Origin of the sequence: Desertivibrio insolitus (assembly GCF_017355965.1) — a bacterium.
Taxonomy (GTDB): Bacteria; Actinomycetota; Actinomycetes; order Actinomycetales; family Microbacteriaceae; genus JAFIQW01.
In genome coordinates this window covers 528,480-543,820 of record NZ_JAFIQW010000001.1, presented here as the reverse complement: position 1 = coordinate 543,820, position 15,341 = coordinate 528,480, and the positions used below count along the sequence as shown (strand labels likewise).

Annotated in this window: 12 protein-coding genes; 5 read left to right on the top strand and 7 right to left on the bottom strand. The window is 68.7% G+C overall.

Annotated elements, in window-relative coordinates; genetic code table 11:
- Nucleotides 1-11 precede the first annotated feature (11 nt).
- Nucleotides 12-446, bottom strand: a complete 435-nt coding sequence (locus tag JUB10_RS02560; protein WP_207453998.1) for a hypothetical protein — start codon at nt 444-446, stop codon at nt 12-14.
- 186 nt (nt 447-632) lie between these two features.
- Nucleotides 633-1,340 carry an AAA family ATPase gene (locus JUB10_RS02555; protein WP_207453997.1) on the bottom strand — a complete coding sequence of 236 codons (708 nt, stop codon included), beginning with the start codon at nt 1,338-1,340 and terminating at the stop codon, nt 633-635.
- Between the two features lie 785 nt (nt 1,341-2,125).
- Between JUB10_RS02555 and JUB10_RS02550 the strand changes: the two genes are divergently transcribed.
- The 3 genes from JUB10_RS02550 to JUB10_RS02540 are packed head-to-tail and all read left to right on the top strand — an operon-like array spanning nt 2,126 to nt 4,370.
- Complete coding sequence (locus JUB10_RS02550; protein WP_307859058.1) at nt 2,126-2,932, top strand: amino acid ABC transporter substrate-binding protein; 807 nt, start codon at nt 2,126-2,128, stop codon at nt 2,930-2,932.
- Between the two features lie 18 nt (nt 2,933-2,950).
- Nucleotides 2,951-3,619: an amino acid ABC transporter permease gene (locus tag JUB10_RS02545; RefSeq protein WP_207453993.1), complete on the top strand. Its 669-nt coding sequence runs from the start codon at nt 2,951-2,953 to the stop codon at nt 3,617-3,619.
- A complete protein-coding gene (locus JUB10_RS02540; RefSeq protein ID WP_278250285.1) occupies nt 3,606-4,370 on the top strand; it encodes an amino acid ABC transporter ATP-binding protein in 765 nt (254 codons plus the stop codon). Before JUB10_RS02545 ends, JUB10_RS02540 begins: the two co-directional genes overlap by 14 nt.
- 66 nt (nt 4,371-4,436) lie before the next feature.
- Here JUB10_RS02540 and JUB10_RS02535 read toward each other — a convergent pair whose 3' ends face one another.
- On the bottom strand, nt 4,437-5,954 hold the full coding sequence (locus JUB10_RS02535; protein WP_207453991.1) for an apiosidase-like domain-containing protein: 1,518 nt from the start codon (nt 5,952-5,954) through the stop codon (nt 4,437-4,439).
- A 166-nt stretch (nt 5,955-6,120) separates the two neighbouring features.
- Here JUB10_RS02535 and JUB10_RS02530 point away from each other — a divergent pair, with 166 nt between their 5' ends.
- Nucleotides 6,121-8,742: a glycoside hydrolase family 78 protein gene (locus JUB10_RS02530; protein WP_307859057.1), complete on the top strand. Its 2,622-nt coding sequence runs from the start codon at nt 6,121-6,123 to the stop codon at nt 8,740-8,742.
- A 45-nt stretch (nt 8,743-8,787) separates the two neighbouring features.
- Here JUB10_RS02530 and JUB10_RS02525 read toward each other — a convergent pair whose 3' ends face one another.
- Together JUB10_RS02525 and JUB10_RS02520 are read right to left on the bottom strand one after the other, a co-directional pair.
- Nucleotides 8,788-9,666, bottom strand: a complete 879-nt coding sequence (locus tag JUB10_RS02525; protein ID WP_207453988.1) for an NAD-dependent epimerase/dehydratase family protein — start codon at nt 9,664-9,666, stop codon at nt 8,788-8,790.
- Nucleotides 9,663-12,602, bottom strand: a complete 2,940-nt coding sequence (locus tag JUB10_RS02520; protein ID WP_307859056.1) for an FAD-binding and (Fe-S)-binding domain-containing protein — start codon at nt 12,600-12,602, stop codon at nt 9,663-9,665. The genes JUB10_RS02525 and JUB10_RS02520 overlap by 4 nt, the downstream gene beginning before the upstream one ends.
- Before the next feature lie 131 nt (nt 12,603-12,733).
- Here JUB10_RS02520 and JUB10_RS02515 point away from each other — a divergent pair, with 131 nt between their 5' ends.
- Nucleotides 12,734-13,759 (top strand): sugar-binding transcriptional regulator, encoded by a 1,026-nt coding sequence (locus JUB10_RS02515; protein ID WP_307859055.1) that lies wholly within the window; start codon nt 12,734-12,736, stop codon nt 13,757-13,759.
- Here the strand turns inward: JUB10_RS02515 and JUB10_RS02510 are convergent.
- Complete coding sequence (locus JUB10_RS02510; RefSeq protein ID WP_207453986.1) at nt 13,722-14,393, bottom strand: aspartate/glutamate racemase family protein; 672 nt, start codon at nt 14,391-14,393, stop codon at nt 13,722-13,724. The genes JUB10_RS02515 and JUB10_RS02510 overlap by 38 nt on opposite strands.
- 24 nt (nt 14,394-14,417) lie before the next feature.
- The gene (locus tag JUB10_RS02505) at nt 14,418-15,341 is read right to left on the bottom strand and encodes a carbohydrate ABC transporter permease (protein WP_207453984.1); all 924 of its coding nucleotides are present in this window, start codon (nt 15,339-15,341) and stop codon (nt 14,418-14,420) included.

Here is a 15,341-nt window from a genome sequence, read left to right as displayed (position 1 = left end):
AGGGCGAAGGCTCAGCTATAGACCTCGAGACGCAATTGTTCGAGAAGGCTCTGGTCTGACGGCACCAAGCCCTGCCTCCATTGTTCCACCAACCAAGCGGTGTGATCGTTGCTCCAGGCTGCGTATATATCTGCCTGATCGAGTTCGAACAGCCGGATGAATTCGGCACCCGCGTCCGATTCGGCGTGTACAGGCCGTGGTGGTTGATCGCCGTTCGTGAACCCACCTGTGATGTGGCGGCTCGCGTCCTGGTGCAAGTACGGGTGGAAAACGGTGAAATTGCAGGATGAGTAATTTGCGAGCGGCGGCGGAGTGATTGTGAGTGCCGCTTTTTTCAGGCCACTATTACAGGAGTGGCAAGCGAGGAAGAGATTGAATGCCTCGTAGGTCCACTGTGCGCAGTGGCTCTTCGATACAAAGTGATCGACCGAGGTCTCGCGTCTCACTCCTCGCCCAATGGGCAGCCGACAGTATGCGCATCGGCCCCGCTGGTTACGGAAGGCCCAGAGGCTGAACGCCCGGCGGAACAAGCGACATTCGACCGCGCCTGAGTCCCAGGAGCGCCAACTCCCGTCGCTCTGCCTCCGGTGGGGCTCTCCCAGATGTCTCTACAGGTGGCTCAGGGTAGGACATCATGGCAGGAAGGGCCCCGTGCCTGTCCGAAGCAGAATATCGTTGAGTACCGGGGTATCAGGCCCGGAGAGTGCCCTAAGCCGCTGGATCGCGAATTGCACTTCTTCCGTTCGTATAAATTCACCTGTGCCCGAGCGATATTTCAGCAGGAGAGTCAAATCGCGCTCGACTTGAGCATTGCCGCTGATGCGTGCGCCAAACACGCGGTAAAGGATATTCTCGACCGACCGCCCGAAGAAAGGTTCTGGGTAGTCCTCGAAGGTGCCCCAGTCGCTGGACGGGATAAGCACGTCGGAAGCGTCGGCAACCAGGTGAGGGGAGTGGGTCGCTATGAAGAAGTGCGAGGAGAGAATATCCGGGAAGCTGCGACGTAGGAGTGGGATAAACTCTGACTGCCAGTTCGGATGGAGGCCGACCTCTGGCTCGTCGATCAAAATCAGCGAATCAGGAACGATGTGAGCAGCCAGCCGAGCGATCATTGAGAAGAGCAGGAGCTGCCCTGCGCTCATGCTTTCCACGTCTCGCCAGCTCCGCTCGTTGCGAAATTCCGTTCTGAATCGGATCAGATTCGACCTGTGTGCGGCTCGGACCAGAACGGCGAACGAGAGACCTAGCTCGGCGGCGGCTGCGCCGAGGTGGCCGAGCGCAATCTCCGGTTCGAGGTGCCCATCTGAGGCGATCAGACTGTTTTGTACTTGCTCCTGCATTCGAGTAACGACAGATTGTAGAGCGGGAGAGTAATCGCGCTCCCCTCTTGAGAAGTGAGGTGACAGCTCACGTAGCAGCACGTCCCGGGTGCGCACTTGGTATCTCGGGAGCTTGCCTGGGCTAGCAACAACTCGGACACCGCTATGCCCTAAAACCTCGGCAGAAGCCATCAGGGCGGCGTGGCGCCAGGGAGCCAGGAGGCATAAGGCGGCTGCTTGATCAGTCAGGTCTCGCACGGCGCCAGTCGTAGCAGAATTGGTTGCCTGCCGGATACCGAGGTAGTGGTAGCGACCGGACTGTCGTCGTTGAAACGGAAAGACGTCCGCCACAAGGTTCGATACAGCGATGACCGCCGCCGGGTCCCCGATTTCGCTGCGTCGAGCACGCTCGGCGTCTGTCCGTGCTTCTTTACGACCCACTTCCGCAAGGTGCCGTAACAGTTGACTTTTGCCCGTGCCGTTTGGCCCTATCAGGGTCGTGAAGCGATTGCCGACGCTGACGGTCTCGCCTTCCGGAACGAGTTAAAAGCGGAATTCTGAATGTGCTATCCCGTGAAGCCGGTACAAGACCACCTCCCATGCTGACCCACCACGCTAGCGTCTCCGCGAGAAGAAACCGGTGGGGATGCCCCGGTCAGTCGACGGCGCTGCAGGTCGCCGTAGCCTGACCCGGGTCGCACGACGTAACACCCCGCCGGAATGCAGGCGGTGCTTGTTACGTTCGAACACTGTCGGGCCCCACTTCCGTGGCCCGCACAGCAGCACATCCCTTGGGAGCACCTTCCGTGAAGTACCGCCTGTCCGCCATCACCCTCCTCGCCGCCGGCACCGTCGCCCTGACGGGCTGCTCGACCTCGGGTGGCGGCTCCAGCGAAGAGACCGAGGGTGACGCCCTCGCCCAGATCCAGGAGGCCGGCGAGATCGTCTTCGGCACCGAGGGCACCTACCGCCCGTTCAGCTTCCACGAGGACGGCTCCGGCGACCTCGTCGGCTACGACGTCGAGATCGCGCAGGCCGTCGCCGACAAGCTCGGCGTCGAGGCGAAGTTCGAGGAGACCCAGTGGGACGCGATCTTCGCGGGCCTCGACGCCGGTCGCTTCGACGCGATCGCCAACCAGGTCTCGATCACGCCCGAGCGTGAGCAGGACTACCTCTTCTCCGAGCCCTACACCGTGTCTCAGGGCGTCATCGTGACGCTCGCCAGCAACGCCGACATCGCCTCGTTCGAGGATCTCGAGGGCAAGACCGCCGCGCAGTCGCTCACCAGCAACTGGCGCGAGCTCGCCGAGGAGAACGGCGCGACGATCGAGGCCGTCGAGGGCTGGGCGCAGGCCGTCGCGCTCGTCGAGCAGCAGCGCGTCGACGCGACCATCAACGACGAGCTGACCTGGCTCGACTACCGCACGACCGGCGCGGGCGAGGACCTGAAGGCCGCCGCCTTCACCGAGGACAGCTCGCAGCAGGCGTTCGCGTTCGCGCAGGGCAGCGAGACCCTGGTCGACGCTGTCGACGAGGCGCTCGCCGAGCTCCGTGAGGACGGCACGCTCGCCGAGATCAGCCAGAAGTACTTCGGGGACGATGTCACCCAGTAGTCCGCAGGAGGCGACTCGATGACGGGGAAGGACCTCTCCCTCGTCATCGAATCGTTCTGGCCGATCACGCAGGGCGCGATCCTCGGCACGATTCCGCTCGCGATCGTCTCGTTCGTGATCGGGCTCGTGATCGCCGTCGTGATCGCGCTCATGCGCCTGTCGAAGATCACGATCGTCTCGGGCATCGCGCGGTTCTACATCTCGCTCGTCCGCGGCACCCCGCTGCTCGTGCAGCTGTTCGTGATCTTCTACGGCCTGCCGTCCATCGGGCTGACGGTCGACCCGTGGCCGAGCGCGATCGCCGCGTTCTCCATCAACGTCGGCGGGTACGCCGCCGAGATCATCCGCGCCGCGATCCTGTCCGTGCCGAAGGGGCAGTGGGAGGCCGCGCACGTGATCGGGATGTCCCGCGGCGTCGCGCTGCGGCGGATCATCCTGCCCCAGGCCGCCCGCGTCTCGGTTCCGCCGCTGTCGAACACGTTCATCAGCCTGGTCAAGGACACCTCGCTCGCGTCGACGATCCTCGTCACGGAGCTGTTCCGGCAGACCCAGGAGATCGCGGCGTTCAGCGGCGAGTTCATGATCCTCTACCTCGAGGCCGCCCTGATCTACTGGATCATCTGCCTCGCGCTCTCCGCCGGGCAGAACCGCCTGGAGAAGCGATTGGACCGCTATGTCGCGCATTGACCCGCTGCTGACCGTCCGCTCGCTCGCGAAGAGCTTCGGCTCGAACCAGGTGCTGCGCTCCGTCGACCTCGACGTGCCGGCCGGCACGGTGACGACGCTCATCGGCCCCTCCGGCTCGGGCAAGACGACCCTGCTGCGCTGCCTCAATGGACTCGAGACCCCGGATGCCGGCACGGTCGCCGTCGACGGCGGCCCGAGCATCGACTTCGGCGGCACGGTCGACCGGCGCACCCTCGGCCAGTTGCGCGACCGCTCGGCGATGGTGTTCCAGCACTACAACTTGTTCCCGCACAAGACGGTGCTCGAGAACGTGATCGAGGGACCCGTCGTCGTGCAGAAGCGACCCCGCGAGGAGGCAGTGACGGATGCCACGGCGCTGCTCGACCGCGTCGGCCTCGCCGCCAAGCGCGACGACTACCCCTTCTCGCTCTCGGGCGGGCAGCAGCAGCGCGTCGGAATCGTGCGCGCCCTCGCCCTGAAGCCGAAGCTCCTGCTCTTCGACGAGCCGACCTCGGCACTCGACCCCGAGCTCGTGGGCGAGGTGCTCTCGCTCATGAAACAGCTCGCGGGCGAGGGCTGGACGATGGTCGTCGCGACGCACGAACTGCAGTTCGCCCGCGAGGTCGCGAACGAGGTCGTGTTCATGGACGGCGGCGTCATCGTCGAACGTGGCGCCCCCGCGCAGGTGCTCGGGTCACCGCGCGAGGAGCGCACACGTCGTTTCGTGCAGCGGCTGACGCACCCGCTGTAGGGCGGAGAGGTCTCGATACGCCCGCTGACGCGGGCTACCGGACCAGAGGTGGGGGCGCCTCGTAGGTCATTCCGTGACCCGGCGTATCCGCAGGGCGAGGGCTTCGCCCGCGGGGAGCGGAACCGGGGCCGAGTCCAGGGCGAACGCCTCGTTGCGCCGCACTTCGCTCAGCTCGAAGACGCGCGGCACGGTCGACAAGGTCAAGTTCCAGGTGTCGATCAGGTCGACCTCGAACCGTTGCCCGACCTCGAGGCGTTCGCCCCAATGGCCCTGGGGAAGTCGGAAGGTCCACTCGCCCGGCGCCGACCGCCCGAGGTACTGGACGTAGACCCGGCCGGGCACCCCGGCGACGAACCCGGGGTCCCACCAGTTGTCGATCGGGTCGAGGCCGGGACGGTCGATCTCGTCGAGCAGCCGGCGGAGGAACGCCAGCCGCTCAGGGCTCTCGCCGCGAAGCCTGCCGCCCTCGACCATGTGCAAGCTGCCGCTCGGGAGCACGAAGCTCTCGCCGTGCGACGCGTAGCAGCCGGAGACGGTCGCGATCCAGAACTGGTGCACCAGTTGCGGCGCGTCGAGCTGCCCCCAGCGCAGGGGCACATCGCCCTCGTACTTGATCTCGTCGAGCACGACGGGCTTCCGGTACGCGTCGCGGAACAGGGAGGCCCGGCCGAAATCCTCCGTCGCCTGCCCCAACTGGATCGACGCGTGGGTGACCCATGGCTGGTTGTGGTCGTAGAGCCTCAGCATGTTGTGGATGGAGCGGAGATGGTCGTGCGGGTCGGTCGCCGCGAGCAGTTCGCCCGCCCGGGTCCATCGCTCATCGGGTCGGTCGAGGATGTCGTACTCGTTGCAGAGCGACCACCACACGTTCGGATACGCCGACAGCCGAGCGACGAGGTAGCGGAGGTAGGCGGCGTCCTCGTCCTCTGTGAGGGTGTCGAGGCCGAACCGCCCGTTGTCGTAGGCGTTGAAGATGAGGACGTCCGCCTGGATGTTCCGCTCGTGAAGCAGGCGCACGGCGTCGTCGAGCCGGCGGAAGAAGGGGATCACCGGCTTGCTGACGTCCCATCGGCCGTCCGGCGTCCGCTCGAAGGGGAGCAGGTCGGGGAAGTGTTCGACGTAGCCGCCCGCCTGCGGGAAGACCATGAACCGGAGCTTCGTGAATCCCGCCTCGACCGTGGCTTCCACGGTCTCGTCGAACAGCCGGTCCTCCTGGTGGAGCCAGTTGTAGACGGTCCCGCCGATGGGCCGGAACGGGGTGCCGTCGGCGTGCGCGAAATGGAACGTGCCTGCCACGCGCACCGGGCCGTGCTCCGCCGCCACGGCGGGCGCGATCCGAAGATCGCCCCTCTGACCGTCGAGCGCGTCGTGCTGATCGCTGTCGGTCGTCCAGTCCCACCGGCCTTCGAGTTCAGGGGCGAACCGCACCAGGTAGCGGTCGTCGCCGTCCCAGAAGCCAGGCACTTCGACGTGTCGTCCGTTCTCGTGGGTGAACGTGGCCGTCAGCGGCGTGCGATCCGCGGGAACCGGCCCCCCGGGGGCGGTGAAGCTCAGCTCGACGGGGGAGAAAAGCGCTGAGCGCATGAGACCGGGATGCCTTTCAGGGGTCCGAACCGACGAGCGCGCGCCGCCGGTGAATGTATTCGCTACAGTGAATGAGTATGCAGACAGTGACGTCAAGCTGTGGGAGCTTTCTTATCGCGTCACCGCCCTCCTCCTACCTGATCGGGAGCTTCCCTTGCCCATCTCGGTGACCGCCCCCACTTTCGAACACGTCCGCGAGGCGCTCGGCATCGGTGTCGCCGCTCCTCGGATCTCGTGGAAGACCGCCGCGCCCGATGGCTGGACCCAGGCCTCGTACGAGCTCCGCATCATCCGCGGAGCCGAGGAGGCGCCGCGCGGTTTCGACCCCGTCACGTCGAGCGAATCCGTGCTGGTGCCGTGGCCGGACGACCCGCTTCCTTCTCGAGGCCGGGCCGCCGTGCAGGTGCGCGTCACCGGTGCCGACGGTGCCGCATCCGACTGGAGCGAGCCGGCCGTCGTCGAAGCGGGCCTGCTCGAGCCCTCGGACTGGGCCGCGCTCGCCGTGGGCGCGTCGTGGGAGGAGGACCCGGCCTCCGACGAGCGGCACCCCTCGATCCTGCGGCGGGAGTTCGAGGCCAGGGGCGAGGTCGCTGCCGCGAGGTTGTACGTCACGGCGCACGGCCTCTATGAGATCGAGCTCAACGGCCGGCGCGTCGGTGACGACGCCATGTCTCCTGGGTGGACGCCCTACCGCAGCCGACTCCGGTACCGCACGTACGACGTGACCGAGCAGATCGCCGACGGCAGCAACGCGATCGGTGCGTGGCTGGGCGACGGCTGGTACCGCGGCCGCCTCGGGTGGTACCGGGGCTTCCGCAACCTCTACGGCCACGACCTCTCGCTGCTGGCGCAGCTCGAGATCCGTTACGCCGACGGCACCGTCGACGTCGTCGCCACGGATGACTCTTGGCGCGCCGCGCCCAGTCCCATCGTGCGCAGCGGGAACTACGACGGCGAGGTGTACGACGCCCGCATCGCCGCGGCACTGAACGGCTGGTCGCGCCCCGGCTTCGACGACTCCGACTGGCATCGCGTCGTCGCGGCTCACCGTGATCCCGCCACCCTCGTCGCTCCCGAGGGTCCGCCGGTCCGATGCACACAGGAGGTCGCGCCGGTGGCCGTGCTCACGACCCCGAGCGGAGCGCGCGTGCTCGACTTCGGTCAGAACCTGGTCGGGCGCGTGCGGATCCGGGTGTCGGGCAGTGCGGGAGATCACGTCGTCCTCCGCACCGCCGAGGTGCTGCAGGACGGCGAGATCTACACACGCCCCCTTCGCACCGCCAAGTCGACGGACGAGTACCTGCTCGCCGGCGGTGGGCTCGAGGAGTGGGAGCCGCGGTTCACGTTCCACGGCTTCCGCTACGTGGAGGTGACGGGGTGGCCGGGCGACCTCGACGCGGCCGCTGCGAGCGGCGATCTCGTGGCCCGGGTCTACCACACGGACATGGAGCGGACCGGCTGGTTCTCCTGCTCGGACCCGCTCGTCGAGCGCCTCCACGAGAACGTGGTGTGGAGCATGCGCGGCAACTTCCTCGACATTCCCACCGACTGCCCCCAGCGCGACGAGCGCGTGGGCTGGACCGGCGACATCCAGGTGTTCGCCTCGACCGCGTCCTTCCTCTACGACGTCTCCGGCATGCTCTCGTCGTGGCTGAAGGACCTCGCGATCGAACAGTTGCCCGACGGGACCGTGCCCTGGTACGTGCCGGTCATTCCCGCTCACCGGATGTGGACCCCGATCCGTCCGGGCGCCGCCTGGGGTGACGCCGCGACCCTCACCCCCTGGGACCTGTACGAGCGATTCGGCGACCCGCGGATCCTCGAGACCCAGTACGAGAGCGCCCGGAAATGGGTCGAACTCGTCGAGAGACTCGCCGGCCCCGACAGGCTCTGGAACGAGGGCTTCCAGCTCGGCGACTGGCTCGATCCCTCGGCGCCTCCGGACGACCCCGCGGACGCGCGGGCCGACCGGTACCTCGTGGCGACCGCCTACTTCGCCCGATCCAGCGAGCGCCTCGCGCGCATGGCGGAGGTGCTCGGCCGGCACGAGGACGCCGCCCGCTTCGGGCGGTTGGCCGCGGAGGTGCGCAGAGCCTTCCTCGACGCCTACGTCGGTGAGGACGGTCGGATGACGAGCGATGCGCAGACGGCGTACTCGCTCGCCATCGCGTTCGACCTCGTCGGCGACGACCTCCGCGAGGCGGCGGGGGTGCGACTGGCCGAACTCGTGGAGGAGGCCGGCCACCGGATCGCGACCGGCTTCGTCGGAACCCCCCTCGTGTGCGACGCGCTCACCGCGACGGGGCATCCGGATGCCGCGTACTCGCTGCTGCTGCAGGAGGACGCCCCCTCCTGGCTCTACGCCGTGCGGCAGGGCGGCACGACCATCTGGGAGCGTTGGGACAGTCTGCTGCCCGACGGCACGGTAAACCCGGGGAAGATGACCTCGTTCAACCACTACGCGCTGGGCGCGGTGGCCGATTGGCTGCATCGGGTGGTCGCCGGTCTCGCGCCGGCCTCGCCCGGCTACCGCAGCATCCGCTTCGCGCCGAGGCCGGGCGGCGGGCTGACACACGCGTCTGCGGAGCACGAGACACCGTACGGCCGCGCTGCCGTCGCATGGCGCCTCGAGGACGGAACACTCTCCGTGGAGGTGACCGTACCCACCGGCTCCGGCGGGATGGTGGAGCTGCCCGGGTCCGAACCGGTCATCGTCGGCAGCGGAACGCACACCTTCGAAGCAGCGTGGGCGGGGGAGGGGCGCCCCGTTCCGATGGCGCGCCCCTGACGCCGCGCCGCGCAGGGGAACAGCGGCTCGGACGGGCGCCGCGGCTCACTGCGCGGCGGTATGCGCTGCGTATTCGTCGCGCCAGTGGTGCGCGGCGACGAATCCGAGGCGCTCGCGTGCCTTGTCGACCGACACCAGGCTCTCGAACTCCCCGAGATCCTTTCGCAGCGGAGTCTCCGGGAAATGGTGCGCGAGGAGCTCGGCAGTCGGGATGGCGCTGCCCGTCTCGGGAGCCGCGATGTCGTACACCTCGAAGCCGGGCTCCGCGTGGGCGAGGGCCGCGGCCACCGCGGCGGCTCCGTCACGGGCGTCGATGTAGCTGAACAGCAGGTCACGACGGTAGCCAGGGTCGGTCGCGCGGGCGAAGGTGCCGTACTCGCCGGTGCCCACCACGTTGGTGAAGCGCAGCGACGTGATCGACAACCCCGGTGCCCAGCGGACGAGCTGCGCCCACATCGCCTCCTCGGCGACCTTGCCGAGGCCGTAGGTGTTGTTCGCCTCGACCGTGCTCTCGTCGACGGGCAGCGAGGCCGGGGCGCTCGCGAACGGAAACCCCATCGCGGTGATGCTCGAGGCGGTGACAATGGTGCGGATGCCGGCGCGCATCGCTGCGTGGACCACGTTGAAGCTGACCAGCACGTTGTTGGAGAACGTCGCGGCATCCGGCACCAGACCGTTGACCGGGATCGCGGCGAGATGCACGACCGCGTCGAGCCCCTCATGCCGCGCGGTGACGCCGAGGAGGGCGTCGAGCGTCTGGCCGTAGTCGGCGAGCTGGACCCGGGTGAACCCCATCCCCGGCGTGCCGTCGAGGTCGAAGCCGATCACATCGTGCCCGTCGGCCCGCAGGCGGGCGACCGTGGCGCGACCGAGCTTGCCCGAGCTGCCGGTGACGGCGATGCGAAGGGCGGCGGACGTGCTCATGCGGGGTCTCCGTTCTCACCGACCGGCGCCGGTCGGGTGCGTTCTTCGAGAAGCTCGAGGATGTGCCGATACTCGGCACCGGTCGCGCGGCTCATGCCGATCTCGCAGGTGCGGTTGCACGAGACGTGCTCGTCGAAGTCGCCTGCCGCGACCTCCGCGGCCTCCGCGGCCGTCGCCGATGCCGTGAGCTCCGGATGCAGCATCCCGCGATCTCCGGCGAAGCCGCAGCAGCCCCATGCGTCCGGCACGACGGGCCGGGTCGACAGCGCGGCCGCGAGCGCGGCGAAGCTCGCGTTGGACCCGAGTCGCGTGCTCGAGCAGGTCGGGTGGAGCGCGAGGGAGCCGATCGGCTCGGTCACCGGCAGCTTCGGAAGCAGTTCTGCAGCGGCGTAGTCCACAGAATCCACGACGGTCAGCGTCACCGGTCGGCCGTCGAGCTCGCGCACCTGCTGCACCGCATGCAGCAGCCCCTCCGTGCAGGAGGAGTTGTCGCTCACGATCGGCAGCCGCCCACCATCCGAGGCGGTGACGAGGCGCCGCACCGTCCGCTGCACCATCGCTGCGTACCCGTCCGACAAGCCCTTCGATTTCCACGGGGTTCCGCAGCACAGATCGTCGGCTCCCTGCGGCGTCTCGAACGCGACGCCTGCTCGGGCGCACAGGCGACGGAAGGCCTCCGCCGCCCCGACACCGCCTGCGTCGGCCCCGAACATCGAGCCGACGCACGCGGCGAAGAAGACGATCGAAGGCTCGGCGCTTCTGGCGGTCGCACCGTCCGCGGAGGTTCCGCTCCGCGGTGGCGTGCGCTTCCGGCCGCCACCCGGCAGGTCGGGGCTCCAGCGAGGAACGAGATCGGTCCCGAGCACGGCCCGGGCGGCATCCGTCGCGCCGGTCACCAGGGGCGCGGGCAGCGCACGGGCGGTGGACAGCGCGAGCGAACCCGCCCTGGTCACCGGTCCCCAGGCGGCGGCGACGGCTCGGCCGCCGGCTTTCACCGCACCGTTCGCTTCGCGGCCGCGGAGGCGACGGACGAGATCGCCGGTGTTGATCGAGACCGGACACGCGGTCTCGCACATGCCGTCGACGGCGCATGTCTGCACCGAGTCGTACTCCTCGGCTCTTGCCAGCTCCTGGTCGAGTGCGGCGTCGCCCCGTTCGAGCGCCGAGGCCCGCGCCCGGCGCACGGCGATGCGTTGCCGCGGCGTGAGCGTGAGGTCACGGCTGGGGCACACCGGCTCGCAGTAGCCGCACTCCACGCATCGGTCGACCTCCGCCTCGACGGGAGAGGGGAGCTTCAGATGCCGGAGGTGGGCTTCGGGGTCGTCCGAGACGAGCACTCCCGGATTGAGGATGCCCAGGGGATCGCACAGCCGCTTGACCTCCCGCATCATCCGGTACAACCGGGGCCCGAACTGACGCTCGACGAACGGAGCCATGATCCGTCCGGTGCCGTGTTCCGCCTTGAGGGTTCCGCCGACGCCGAGCACGAGCGCGACCAGGTCCTCGGTGAAGGCCCGCTGCCGCCCGATGGCGCCCTCGGAGGTGAAGTCCTCGGTGATGAGGAAGTGGATGTTGCCGTCCTTCGCGTGGCCGAAGATCACCGCGTCGGCGTAGCCGTGTGCGGTGAAGAGCTGCTGCAGCGAGCGGCACGCCGCGCCGAGTTCGGCGACGGGCACGGCGATGTCTTCCAGGAGCGCCGTCGTGCCGGCCGGCCTCGCGCCGGCGATGGCGGCGTACAGCCCCTTCCTCACGTGCCAGAGGTGAGCGCGCTCGGCCGGGTCCGTGGTCGGCTCGAGCGCGGGGGCGCCGGCCGCGGCGAGAGCCTCCTGCGCCCGGGCGAGCGCGTGCCGGAGGGCGTCGTCGTCGGTCGCCTGGTACTCGATCAGCAGCGCCGCCTGCTCCGTGAGCACGCGATCCCCGACGAGATCGGCCGACGCGGGATCGGCCTGCACCACCCGCAGCGAGGCAGCATCCATCAGTTCGATGGTCGCCGCACCGGTCTGCACGAGCACCGGCAGCACACGGCTCGCCGCGTCGAGGTCGTCGAAGAACACCAGCGCCGTCGCCACTGCCGGTGCGATGGCGACGGTCTCGAACTCCGCCTCCGCGACCCAGCCGAGCGAGCCCTCGCTGCCGACCATGAGGTGGGCGAGGATCTCGACCGGCGTCGCGAAGTCGAGCAAGGAGTTCAGGCCGTAGCCCATGGTGTTCTTACCGCGGTACTGCCGCCGCACCTCCTCGACGAGGTCGGGATCGGCGAGCAGTTCGGCGCGCAGCCGGAGAAGGCCTGCGTGCAACTCGGGCTCGGCGGTCTGCAGCCTGTCGTCCGCGTCGTCGGCGGCGGTGTCGACGAGGGTGCCGCTCGGCAGCACGAACCGCAGCGTGCGGAGCGTGCGATACGAGTTGTGCTCGGTGCCGCAGGCCATGCCGCTGGAGTTGTTGGCGACGACCCCGCCGATCGTCGCCGCGATCTCGCTCGCCGGGTCCGGCCCGAACTTGCGGCCATGCCGCAGGAGTCGAGCGTTGACCTGTCGGACCGTCGCACCCGGCTCGACACGCACGCGAGTGCCGCCTGCCTCGACGCGGATGCCGCGGAACGCCGCCCGCGTGTCGAGGAGGACGTCCTCACCCGATCCTTGACCGGACAGGCTCGTGCCGCCCGAGCGGAGCGTCACGGCGCGGCCGTGCTCCCGCGCGTACCGGAACACCGCGGCCACCTGGTCCGCCGAGCGGGCGGTGATGACGGCCTGGGGCGTGAGGAGGAAGTGACTCGCGTCCACGCCTGCGACGATGCGGTCGAAGCGCGCGACGGAGACGTCCCGGGCGGCGGCGCCGACAGCGGCGGTCAGCTCGGCCGCGAGGCGTGGGTCGCCGGGGTCGACCATCGACCGGAGCGCGATGCCCGGTTCTGAAGAGGTGCTACCGGCGAGCGCCACGATGCTCCTTTGCATAATCTTGCGTGCGCGAATGATGATACCCTGCTGAGAACGCTCCTCGCACCGCTGCGATTCGCGACGGTTGCGGTAGCGTTCCTCAGCCCAACCACCGAGTCGAGCGGAGCACGGCCGTGCAGTCCTCCAGCCGGAACATTCCCGTCGACGGGCAGATGCGGCTCCTGACCAAGGTGGCGCGCATGTATCACGAGCGCGGCATCCGTCAGGCTGACATCGCAACCGCCCTCAACATCTCGCAGGCCAAGGTCTCTCGGCTGCTCAAGAGGGCGCAGGAGGTCGGCATCGTGCGCACCACCGTCATGGTCGCGCCCGGCGTGCACACTGCGCTCGAGGACGAGCTGCAGGTGCGGTTCGGGCTGCTCGACGCCGTGGTGGTCGACGTCAGCCAGGACGACGACGAGACGGCCGTGGTCTCGGCCATCGGCGCCGCTGCCGCGAGCTATCTGGAGGCGACCCTCTCCGGGACCGACAGGATCGGCGTCTCGTCGTGGAGTCAGACCCTGCTCGCCACCGTCGACCGGATGCGGCCGCTCGCGACTCGCGGTGCGACCGAGGTCGTGCAGCTGCTCGGCGGCATCGGCGTGCCCGACGTGCAGTTCCAGGCTCAGCGCCTCGCGGGGGATCTCGCCCGGGTGCTCGGCGCCGAGGCGGTCTACGTGCAGGCGCCGGGCGTCGTCGCCGACCGCACGATCCGCGACGGTCTCCTCCACGACGCGGCGCTCGACGAGGTCACGCGCCGGTGGCGGGAGCTGACGATGGCGATCGTCGGCATCGGCAGCATCGAGCCGAGCGATCTTCTCGCCGTCTCGGGCAACGCGTTCCTCGCCGACGACCGCCGGCAACTGCTCGAGCGCGGCGCGGTCGGTGACATCTGCCACCACGTCTTCACGGTGGACGGCACCGACGTGACCGGCGACATCGCCGAGCGCACGATCGCGATCCCGGTCGACGACTACCGGGCGATCGCGCGGCGCGTCGGCATCGCCGGTGGGCAGCGCAAGCACGAGCCCATCCTCGGCGCCCTGGCGGGAGGGTGGGTCAACGTGCTGGTCACCGATCTGCTGACCGCGGAGGCTCTGGTCGGCGCCGATCGTCCGGCGGTCAGTCGCGAGCAGGCGACGACTCCAACAGCGACCTGAAGCGCTTGACGCCCGACTCGAGGCTCGTGAGCACCGGCACGTCGACCTGAGCGGCGTCCGCCGCGCTCGCCATCGAAGCCTGGGCGAGCACCACGACGTCCGCATCGGCCGCGGCGCGCTCGATCGCGGCGGCGACGAGCCGGTCGTGGGTCGGCCGATCGCCCGACACCACGGCGTCGAACGCGCCGTCGACGACCACGCTCGTGACGGTGGGGGTTCGACCGGCGAGCGCGGCGCGCTCCTCGATGAGGCGCGTGGTCGGTCCACTCGTGGTGGCGAGGGTGGCCAGTACCGAGATGCGGTCGCCCGTGGCCACCGCCTCGTCGGCCATCGCCTCGTCGATACGCAGGATCGGCAGCCCGACCTCCTCGGCGGCACCCGCCGCGAGCTCCGAGATCGAGGAACACGTCAGGAGGATCGCCTCCGCACCGGCGTCCGCGGCGGCCTGCGCGAGCTTCGTGACGCGCTCGGCCACGGAGGGCGCCAGGGCCGGGTCGCCCAGATCGGCGACGATCTTGTCGTCGAGGTAGTTGATCGGCGTGACATCCGGCAGTTCCCGTTTGACGAACTCGCCGGCCATCGGGATCACGACCGCGCCGGTGTGCAGCAGTGCGACGCGCGTGCGCTGTGACATCCGTTCCTCCTCCTTGTTCGGGCCTCAGCCCTTGACGGCACCGCCGGCCATGCCGGCCATGATCTTCTTGTTGAGCGCGAGGAAGACGATCAGCAGCACCACGATGTTGATGCTGACGGCCGCGAAGAGGGGGCCGTACTGCGTGGAACCGTACTCGTCGCTGAGACTGAGCAGTCCGACCTGGATCGTCGCGAGATCGGGCCGGGTGGTGAAGGTCAGCGCGATGAGCAGGTCGTTCCACACGCTGAAGAACTGCACGAGACCGATCGTGAGAATGGCGTTGCGCATCATGGGCACACCGATCGCGAAGAAGTTGCGCAGTGGGCTGGAGCCGTCCATCGTGGCGGCCTCGAAGATCTCCCGGGGCACCGCGCGGAAGTAGCTGGCCATGAGGAAGGTGGTGAGCGGAAGGCCCATCACCGTGTAGGTGATGATCAGCGGCAGCAGCGAGTTCGTGATGCCCGCGCGGAAGTACAGGATGAACAGCGGAACGAGGATCATCTGGCCCGGCACCATGATGCCGGCGAGGATGTAGAGCAGAGTCCCGCGCTGCCCCTTCCAGATCATGACCTCGAGTGCGTAACCCGCGGCCACGCCGAGGAAGACGATGAGGATCACCGAGGGGATCGTCACCAGCACGCTGTTGAGGTAGTTGCGCCCGACGTTGCCGTTCGTCAAGGCCGTGACGTAGTTGTCGAAACGCCAGGTCTCGGGCAGCGAGAGGGCCGGGTTGGAGAGGAACTCCGACTGCGTCTTGAACGACCCCAGCACCATCCAGACCTGCGGGTACAGCACGACGACCATCAGGGCCGCGACGATGATCCACACCGGGATGCGCCGCAGCAGGCGCTTGGCGCCGCGACTGCGCGCGCTCGAGGTGCGCGGGGGTTGAGCGGTCGGCGCGGACGGCGCCACCGCCGCGGGTGGTGTCGAGATGTCGAGGGCCAT

What these genes read in the sequence shown, in the direction of transcription:
- JUB10_RS02555 (WP_207453997.1), bottom strand. Translation starts at nt 1,340, where the DNA reads ATGCAGGAGCAAGTACAAAACAGTCTGATCGCCTCAGATGGGCACCTC.
- JUB10_RS02545 (WP_207453993.1), top strand. Translation starts at nt 2,951, where the DNA reads ATGACGGGGAAGGACCTCTCCCTCGTCATCGAATCGTTCTGGCCGATC.
- JUB10_RS02540 (WP_278250285.1), top strand. Translation starts at nt 3,606, where the DNA reads ATGTCGCGCATTGACCCGCTGCTGACCGTCCGCTCGCTCGCGAAGAGC.
- JUB10_RS02535 (WP_207453991.1), bottom strand. Translation starts at nt 5,954, where the DNA reads ATGCGCTCAGCGCTTTTCTCCCCCGTCGAGCTGAGCTTCACCGCCCCC.
- JUB10_RS02525 (WP_207453988.1), bottom strand. Translation starts at nt 9,666, where the DNA reads ATGAGCACGTCCGCCGCCCTTCGCATCGCCGTCACCGGCAGCTCGGGC.
- JUB10_RS02510 (WP_207453986.1), bottom strand. Translation starts at nt 14,393, where the DNA reads ATGTCACAGCGCACGCGCGTCGCACTGCTGCACACCGGCGCGGTCGTG.
- JUB10_RS02505 (WP_207453984.1), bottom strand. Translation starts at nt 15,341, where the DNA reads ATGGCCCTCGACATCTCGACACCACCCGCGGCGGTGGCGCCGTCCGCG.